This window comes from Winogradskyella sp. (genome assembly GCF_028289625.1).
GTDB lineage: Bacteria > Bacteroidota > Bacteroidia > Flavobacteriales > Flavobacteriaceae > Winogradskyella.
The window spans coordinates 1-8,398 of sequence record NZ_JANQOM010000033.1 but is presented as its reverse complement, the minus strand read 5'-3'; the positions used below and the strand labels follow the sequence as shown (position 1 = coordinate 8,398).

Here is an 8,398-nt window from a genome sequence, read left to right as displayed (position 1 = left end):
CGAATGGAAAACACACAATCTGATGGCATTTTAACTAGTCTTCAAGAAGATCAAAACGACCGTGTAAAGCGTAACTACACGGATTGGTTTCCAAGTGGTGGTCTTACCTATCAAATGAATCAAAAGAACTCGTTCGCTTTAATTTACAGCAGACGCATTCAAAGACCAAATTACGCGAGTTTAAACCCTTTTGAATATAAAATCGATGAACTTTCATTTAGTAAAGGGAATCCCTTTTTGCAACCTCAATATACAGACAACATAAAACTGTCACACACCTTTAATTATAGACTTACAACCTCATTGAGCTATAGTTTTGTACGAGACTTTTTTGCCCAAATCACGGAAGCTGTAGGCGATGACCAAAATTTCTTAATTACTAGAAATGTCGCGAATCAAAAAGTAATTAATTTAGGAGTTAGCTACCCAACAAGATTTACAGACTGGTGGAGTATTTACTTCAGTGTGAACGCCTTTAGAAGCATTTATGAAGCTACCAATCCAGATTTTAATGAGATCTCACAAAATACTTTAAGTCTTTATGCGCAAAACACTTTTAAACTTCCAAAAGGATTTAGGGCAGAAATATCAGGTTGGTACAGTTCCCCTTCGGTTTGGGGTGGTACTTACGAAACTAGTGGTTTAGGATCGCTCAACATTGCAGTACAAAAACGCTTCTTCGACGATAAACTCACAGCACGTCTATCCTTTAATGACATCTTATTTACATCACCTTGGGAAGGTACTACAGAATTTGGCAACCTTATTATTAATGGTGATGGTGGTAGCGATAGCAGACAAGTTCGCTTTAATCTCACCTATAATTTTGGGAGAAATGAGATTAAAAAAGCCAGAAAACGAGATACTGGTTTAGAAGATGAAAAAAATAGAATTAATAGTTAATAGAGCAATTGAAATGAAAACATTTTTTTTAAGATTTATATTGGGTTTAGGGGTTTTAGTTTCCGTTAATTGTGAAGCTCAAAAACCAAAAAGTCATAGTTCTAATTTTAAAATTTCAAAAGAGACAACTCACAAAATAGCTGAGAATCAGAACTACACTTTTGGTTATCTACAAGTTCCAGAAAATAGATCTACATCAAACAGTAAAACTATTGAGATTCCGGTTTACATTTTCAAAAGCAGAAATCCAAATCCCCAGCCCGACCCAATTATCTATACTGTTGGTGGTCCGGGATATTCAACAATGCCATCTGCTCAGTATATGAAATACTATAGATATCTCGATGATCGCGATTTCATATTAGTTGAACAGCGTGGTAATTATTATGCCAAGCCACATTTAGGATGTCCTGAGTGGGCTGAAGCAGTCGCAAAATCCAATCATCCTAATTTTGATGAACAGCAATCAGACCAATTATTTAACGATGCCGCTAAGAGATGTAGAAACCGATTGACGAATAAAAATATTGACCTTAATGGATACAATACGAATGAAATTGCTGCTGATATTAATGATCTTGCCAATGCTTTGGGCATTGAGCATTATAACTTGTTGACTATATCCTACAGTACCAAAATTGCCCAAGTGTTGCTGCGAGATTACCCAAATCGCATCCGAAGTGTAGTAATGGATTCGCCACTACCTTTAGAAGTAAGCTATGATGAAGAAAGCGTTTTAAACTTATTGGAAACTGTCAAAAAGGTTTTAGATGATTGTGCGCATGACCCAGATTGTAACGCAGTCTTCCCAAATCTAAAAACACGTTTCTTCAGTTTTCTGAGAGAAAAAACACAAAACCCTTTAACTGTAGATATAGAAAATCCAGAGGATGGATCTATTGAAACATTTAAGTTAAAAGGTTCAGACTTAATGAATATATTCAGTTTAGCATCGACTAGTGAAGTCTCAAATATCCCACTTGAAATCAATAAGATCCTTGAGGGTGATTTAAGTTCCGTATCCTACTACCTACAGTCACTTTTAAAACAATCGCCTGGTGATGGCTCAGGCAGAGGCATGCGATTATCTGTTTGGTGTGCAGAAGAATATCCGTTTACTTCTCAAGAAGTGGTTGCCAGAGAAACCAATCGCTATCCTGAAGTTGCTGGACTATCCCCTGCCATAACGGAGGCTTCCGTATGCGATATATGGGGAGTTAAAAAAGTATCAGCAATAGAAAATAAAGCTATTAAAACGGATATTCCTGTATTACTTATTAATGGTGAATATGATGAACTAACTCCTATAAAATGGGCCCAGAATATGCTTCCCAATCTTGAAAATAGCTATCATATCATTTTTAAAGGCTGGAAACACACTCCGACCACCTACTGGGATAATCCTTGTGGTATGGAAGTAGCGAATGCATTCTTTAATAATCCAAATGCCAAACCTAACCCTCAATGTTTTGAAACCATTGAGACACCAAAATTTAAAACGAAATAAAACATAGAGATCATGAAAATTAAACTCCTAACACTAGTGTTTGCAATACTATTTTTGAGTATGGGTAACGCACAAAAAACATACCTTAAGATTACTAAAAGTGATAATGTGCACGACTTTGAGATGTATCCACCAGGAACCAAATTTGAATTAAAAACCAAAGAAGGTTACATCATTTTTAAAAACAGTGACGATCCCGGAATTGTTGAAATTGAAGAAAAACATACATTATATGTTTATCCAAACTGGAAGGACGATGCCGACATATTCGTTTTAACCGAAGGTAAAGTTGAAAAAGTACTGACTTCCACGTATAATGATTCCCACAAAAACTCAGGTAAAACAGCAACCTCTAATAATGGCGTTACTTCAGCATCTAAAGTCACTGATTCTGAGATTCTAGAGGGTAAGAAAAACTTAGAATTTACGCTTAGTAATGGTATCACCTTTACCTATACAGATGGTGTTTATAGTGCTGCACTCGATGAAAAGATATTAATCATAAAATACAAATACCTTATATATAGTGATTTGGGAGTGCTTAAACTAAGTTTTAACACAAATAATGGAAACGTTTGGTGGGTCTTTGAACCTACAAAAGAATAACATATAAAAACACAAGACTAATGAAAACCGAATTTAAATTAAGCCTCTTGATGATTGCTATAATCATAAGCGGCATAGCCAATACGCAAAACAGATACCTAAAGATAACGCTTAGCGAGGATACATCTGATAATGTCAGTTTTCCACCAGGCACTAAGTTTGAACTCAAAAATGGAGATAACGAATTAGTATACAGTAATGAAGACTCTACCAATGAATTTATCATAACAGAAGCCCATAAGCTCATAGTCTATCCGAATTGGAAAGAGACCACAGACGTATTCCATATCTCAAATGGTAAAGTAGAACGAATCGATACCAGACTTTTTGAAATACGTTCAACTGCAAAAAAAGAAAAGCGCAAATCCAAAACATATGTTCATAACCACGATAAGTACACCAATGGTCTTAGCATGAAAAAGACACTTAAACGCTCTGAGGTCAATCCAGAATTATACAATGCTACTTTTGAATTCAGCAATGGTATAATTGCCACTTACAAGGATGGCGAATTCAAAGCAAAGCTTAATGGTGACGATCTTATTGTAGGCTATAAATATTTCATCTACTCCGATTCTGGCATTATTAAACTTAGTTTTAGGCCCTCGAATGGTGAGACTTGGTGGGTCTTTCAACCAGCAAAAGACTAAACTTATTGGAGTAAGCTTGTGAGCAAGAAATTTTAATTTGCTGGTTATATCCAACTATTGAATGTTCTCTATATGCAATATATCAATGTTGTTAGAGCGTGATATAGAGCCTGGGTTGAGTCCCAGTTTACCTTCTGGGATGTCTTTATTCAAATTATTATAATACGATACCCATGCAGGAAAAAAAGATTTGGTTCTAGGGTCTTTATAAGTCATTGGTGCCAGTTCAAAAAAATCTTCTTGATTATTGGCTTGTTTAAAAGCCTCATACAACAACTCACTGCAATACCAACTACCGTTATCCAATATAAATTCGTGATCGTATGGCTGACCAGTTTGTTTAATTGCATAGGAAGTTGCTTTGGGTATTAAGCCTTTATATTTAGGTTTAACCCTAGCAACTGTTGTATTTTTTAGCACCTCTGTATCACCGCTTCTGGCTAAAAATGTAGTAATGGTATTTACCTGAACCTGCTCACCGATAGCTTCAATAACTTTTAGAGTATCATTAATTTTAATGACCATACCGCAATGGGAAAAATCTTTACCATTTACACCTATGGTAACGGTCTCAATGGCATCACATAGGTCACCACAATCCAAGTCCTGAAATAGCAAATCACCTTCTTGTAGGGTTTGGTTTTTCTGATTGCAACTCAAAAAAAGACAACCTATAATTACTAAAGCAAATACGCATTTAGATGTATTTTTCATATATACGAGGGAGTTGAAATAAAGACAAATTACAATAACCTAAATTAGTTATCTTAAAAATGTAAAAAAAACAACATAATTACAACCCACTAATATAACTCCCATAAGGATCTTTAATCTGTAAGCCTTCAGAATAACGGTATTTGCTCAATTTTTTAAATTGTACCAAGCCCCAAAGCACAAACTCTTTTTCAAAATAAACATCTCTGGCATCGATGTCTGGTTGATGCTCTGCAATTAAAGTATTCAGTGGTGTCACTTCATCTAATTTAGATTTATAAGCATTGTTATTAAAATCATCCAATAACTCAAACCCATCTCCGTTAAAGAACCAAGATATGATATCATCATAAGGTGTTTCTTCTCCTTGCTTTTCCAATTTTTCAATTTTTGGAAAGTATTTGGGGAATAGTGTTTTAATAGCTTCGTCAATCAACGTATTTGCCACAAAGTCTGCACCTTCTTGTTCGCCTTCATATACCAATTCCACCTTACCAGTAATCGCAGGAATCACACCGATAAAGTCCGATAAACGCACAGTGGTACTCTCATCACCAGATAATAAAGCACGACGCTCAGCTGTACTCAATAAATTTTCAAAAGCCGTTATGCTCATACGTGCGCTCACTCCACTTTTTACATCGACATATTCACTCTCACGGGCTTCAAAACTGATTTGCTCTAAGAGTTCTTTCGCTAATTCTGGCACATAAACCGATGCGGATTGGCGTTCATCGAGCTTGGCTTCTTGCGCTGTTATGGTTTGTGCAATATTGATATTAGCTGGGTAATGTGTTAAAATTTGTGAGCCTATTCTATCTTTCAAAGGCGTTACAATACTTCCTCTGTTTGTGTAATCTTCAGGGTTTGCCGTAAACACAAATTGCATATCTAATGGCAGACGTAATTTAAAGCCTCGAATCTGTATATCTCCTTCCTGCAAAATATTGAATAACGCTACTTGAATCCGAGCTTGCAAATCCGGGAGTTCATTAATTACAAAAATGCAACGGTTAGCGCGCGGTATCATACCATAATGAATCACACGATCATCAGCATAGCTTAATTTCAAATTTGCCGCTTTAATTGGATCTACATCACCAATAATATCAGCAACTGTTACATCTGGCGTTGCTAATTTCTCAGCAAAGCGCTCGTCGCGATGCAACCACGTAATTGGGGTATCGTCACCTTTTTCTGCAATGAGCTCAACCGCATATCTCGAAATCGGATTTAGAGGGTCATCATTAATTTCTGAACCTTGCACTACAGGAATATATTCATCTAAAAGATTCACCATCATACGTGCTAATCGCGTCTTAGCTTGACCTCGCAATCCCAATAAATTAATATTGTGTCTCGACAAAATAGCGCGCTCCAATTCAGGAATCACGGTATGTTCATACCCATGAATACCATCAAACATATTGACTTTATTTTTTATGTTCTCAATTAAATTATCCCTTAATTCATCCTTTATGGATTTTGATTGATATCCTGTGTTTTTTAGTTTTCCTAAAGTTATTATTTCTTTCATGCTCTAGCTTTTGGCTCTTAGCACTTAGCTTTTAGCGAATGGCCAACAGCTAACAGCTAACAGCTATTTTTATCCTTTTATTCTTCTTTTTCTGCTGTTTTCATAATCTTCAAAAATCATTTCACCTAAGCCTTTCAATCCTGTGTAAAATGCTTTACCTCTATTGGCTTGCGTAAACTCTCTAATGAATCGCATGAGATACGGATCCTCGGCAATCATAAATGTAGTTATAGGAATATGCAAACGCCTAGCTTGCTGCGCCATAGCATAACACTTATTGGTGATGTAAGGGTCTAAACCATTACTGTTTTTATAATACTGCCCATCTGGCAATCGCAAACAACTTGGCTTACCATCCGTAATCATAAAAATCTGTTTGTTGGTATTACGCTTTCTACGAAGCATATCCATTGCCAATTGTAAGCCTGCAACCGTATTAGTGTGATAAGGCCCTACCTTTAAATATGGTAAGTCTTTGATTTTTATAGGCCAAGCATCGTTTCCAAATACTAAAATTTCCAAACTGTCTTTTGGGTATCTGGTAGTAATCAACTCAGATAAGGCCATGGCTACTTTTTTTGCTGGTGTAATTCTATCTTCACCATAGAGAATCATACTATGACTTATATCTATCATCAGCACAGTACTCATTTGACTTTTATGTAGCGTTTCTTCAACGACTAAATCATCTTCCGTCAAATTGAAATCTCCTACTCCATGATTAATCTGTGCATTCTTTAAACTCTCTGTTATAGATACCTTGTCTAAAGCATCCCCAAACTGATAAACCCTAAAATCACCTGTGTGTTCGTCACCTAATCCAACTCCTTTACTTTTATGATTACCAGAACCACTACGCTTAATTTTACCAAAAATATGATCTAATGCTTGTTTTCTTATAGCGCGTTCGGTTTTAGCTGTAATAGTCGTTTTACCTTTACCACTGCCATCACCAGTAGGATCTATTTCTTCTCGGATATACCCTTTATTTTTGAGATCCTCAATAAAATCATCAATAGTATAATCAGGTGTAGTTAAGTTGTATTCTTTGTCCAATTGTCTGAGCCAGTCAATAGCTTCATCAAAATCACCAGAAGTGTAAGTTATGAGCTCTTTAAAAATCTCAAAAAGCTTCTCAAAAGGCGATTGGTTAGGTGCTTCATAGGTTTTAAAAACAAAACCCGATCTATTTGTTTTCCCATTCATAGTTATGTAAAAATAAGGCTTTTTTTAATTCAAAAACAGGGTGTCAAATACGTTAACAACACATTAAGATTTCTGTAGTTTCTTTTCCTTAACTTTAGGCTCCACTTAACTAACCTTAAAATAATGAGAAGATTTTTATTGTTGCTCATGCTTATCTGCATAGCAACACTTTCTGCGCAAGAGTTTTCAATGGATATGGTCAAAAATATGACACCTAGGAATATTGGACCTGGTGGTATGTCTGGTCGTGTGACAGCTATTGATGTGGTTCTAGACAATCCTGATATTATGTATGTTGGCACAGCTTCAGGTGGCCTCTGGAAATCGACTTCTGGCGGTATAAAATGGGACCCAATATTCGACAAAGAGTTAACCGCCTCCATAGGCGCTGTAGAAATTCAACAATCCAATCCGAGTGTTATTTGGGTAGGTACGGGCGAAGGTAATCCACGTAACTCATTGAATGGAGGCTATGGTGTTTACAAGTCCTTAGATGGCGGAAAGACATGGATAGCTATGGGTTTAGAAAAAACCAGACATATCCATAGAATTATTGTAGACCCTACAAACCCCAACGTTGTTTATGTTGGAGCCATAGGTTCTCCTTGGGGTGAACATCCCGAACGCGGTGTTTTTAAAACCACTGATGGTGGTAAAACTTGGAACAAAATTCTATTTGCCAACAATAAAACCGGAGTTGCGGATTTGATAATGGATCCTACCAATCCAAATAAACTTATTGCAGCGTTATGGGAACACAAACGCGACCCTTGGTTCTTTAATTCTGGTGGTGAAGGCTCTGGACTTCATATAACCCACGATGGAGGAAAAACCTGGAAAAAAATAACTGATGAAGATGGACTACCTAAAGGAAATTTAGGCCGAATTGGTGTGGCTATAGCACCTGGAAAACCTAACATTGTCTATGCTTTGGTTGAAGCTAAAAAAAATGCACTGTACAAAAGTGAAGACGGCGGTTTTAAATGGAGAAAAATAAACGCTAAAAACGATATCGGTAACCGTCCATTTTATTATTCAGAAATTTATGTAGATCCACAAAATGAGAATAGGGTTTATTCCATTTTTACTTACGTCAACGTCTCAGAGGATGGTGGTAAAAATTTCACCCAATTGATGCCAGCCTATGGAGTGAGCAATGGTGTACATCCAGATCATCACGCATGGTGGATACATCCCAAAGATGGTAGTTTTATGATTGATGGTAATGATGGTGGGATGAATATTACTAAAGATGGAGGGAAAACCTGGCGATTT

The 8,398-nt window shown here is 36.4% G+C and carries 8 protein-coding genes; 5 read left to right on the top strand and 3 right to left on the bottom strand.

Features of this window, described 5'->3' with window-relative positions; all coding sequences use genetic code 11:
* From Q0992_RS06980 to Q0992_RS06965, 4 genes are all read left to right on the top strand, one after another.
* On the top strand, positions 1-903 hold a 903-nt coding region (locus tag Q0992_RS06980), incomplete at its 5' end, for an outer membrane beta-barrel family protein (protein ID WP_299521617.1).
* A 13-nt stretch (positions 904-916) separates the two neighbouring features.
* Positions 917-2,410 (top strand): alpha/beta fold hydrolase, encoded by a 1,494-nt coding sequence (locus tag Q0992_RS06975; RefSeq protein WP_299521616.1) that lies wholly within the window; start codon positions 917-919, stop codon positions 2,408-2,410.
* A 12-nt stretch (positions 2,411-2,422) separates the two neighbouring features.
* On the top strand, positions 2,423-3,016 hold the full coding sequence (locus Q0992_RS06970; protein ID WP_299521615.1) for a hypothetical protein: 594 nt from the start codon (positions 2,423-2,425) through the stop codon (positions 3,014-3,016).
* Positions 3,017-3,036: 20 nt separating this feature from the next.
* Positions 3,037-3,666 (top strand): hypothetical protein, encoded by a 630-nt coding sequence (locus Q0992_RS06965; RefSeq protein ID WP_299521614.1) that lies wholly within the window; start codon positions 3,037-3,039, stop codon positions 3,664-3,666.
* A gap of 54 nt (positions 3,667-3,720) precedes the next feature.
* On the opposite strand, the gene Q0992_RS06960 is transcribed toward Q0992_RS06965, so the two are convergent.
* From Q0992_RS06960 to Q0992_RS06950, 3 genes are all read right to left on the bottom strand, one after another.
* Positions 3,721-4,380 (bottom strand): YiiX/YebB-like N1pC/P60 family cysteine hydrolase, encoded by a 660-nt coding sequence (locus Q0992_RS06960; RefSeq protein ID WP_299521613.1) that lies wholly within the window; start codon positions 4,378-4,380, stop codon positions 3,721-3,723.
* Between the two features lie 79 nt (positions 4,381-4,459).
* Positions 4,460-5,917, bottom strand: coding sequence for a magnesium chelatase (locus Q0992_RS06955; protein WP_299521612.1), 1,458 nt, complete (start codon positions 5,915-5,917; stop codon positions 4,460-4,462).
* A gap of 69 nt (positions 5,918-5,986) precedes the next feature.
* The gene (locus tag Q0992_RS06950; RefSeq protein WP_299521611.1) at positions 5,987-7,123 is read right to left on the bottom strand and encodes a VWA domain-containing protein; all 1,137 of its coding nucleotides are present in this window, start codon (positions 7,121-7,123) and stop codon (positions 5,987-5,989) included.
* A 123-nt stretch (positions 7,124-7,246) separates the two neighbouring features.
* On the opposite strand from Q0992_RS06950, the gene Q0992_RS06945 reads away from it, so the two are divergent.
* Positions 7,247-8,398 (top strand): WD40/YVTN/BNR-like repeat-containing protein (locus Q0992_RS06945; protein WP_367277950.1); only part of this gene is annotated, 1,152 nt, incomplete at its 3' end.

Coding starts and splice junctions, on each gene's coding strand:
- Q0992_RS06975 (WP_299521616.1), top strand. CDS start 917: ATGAAAACATTTTTTTTAAGATTTATATTGGGTTTAGGGGTTTTAGTT.
- Q0992_RS06970 (WP_299521615.1), top strand. CDS start 2,423: ATGAAAATTAAACTCCTAACACTAGTGTTTGCAATACTATTTTTGAGT.
- Q0992_RS06965 (WP_299521614.1), top strand. CDS start 3,037: ATGAAAACCGAATTTAAATTAAGCCTCTTGATGATTGCTATAATCATA.
- Q0992_RS06960 (WP_299521613.1), bottom strand. CDS start 4,380: ATGAAAAATACATCTAAATGCGTATTTGCTTTAGTAATTATAGGTTGT.
- Q0992_RS06955 (WP_299521612.1), bottom strand. CDS start 5,917: ATGAAAGAAATAATAACTTTAGGAAAACTAAAAAACACAGGATATCAA.
- Q0992_RS06950 (WP_299521611.1), bottom strand. CDS start 7,123: ATGAATGGGAAAACAAATAGATCGGGTTTTGTTTTTAAAACCTATGAA.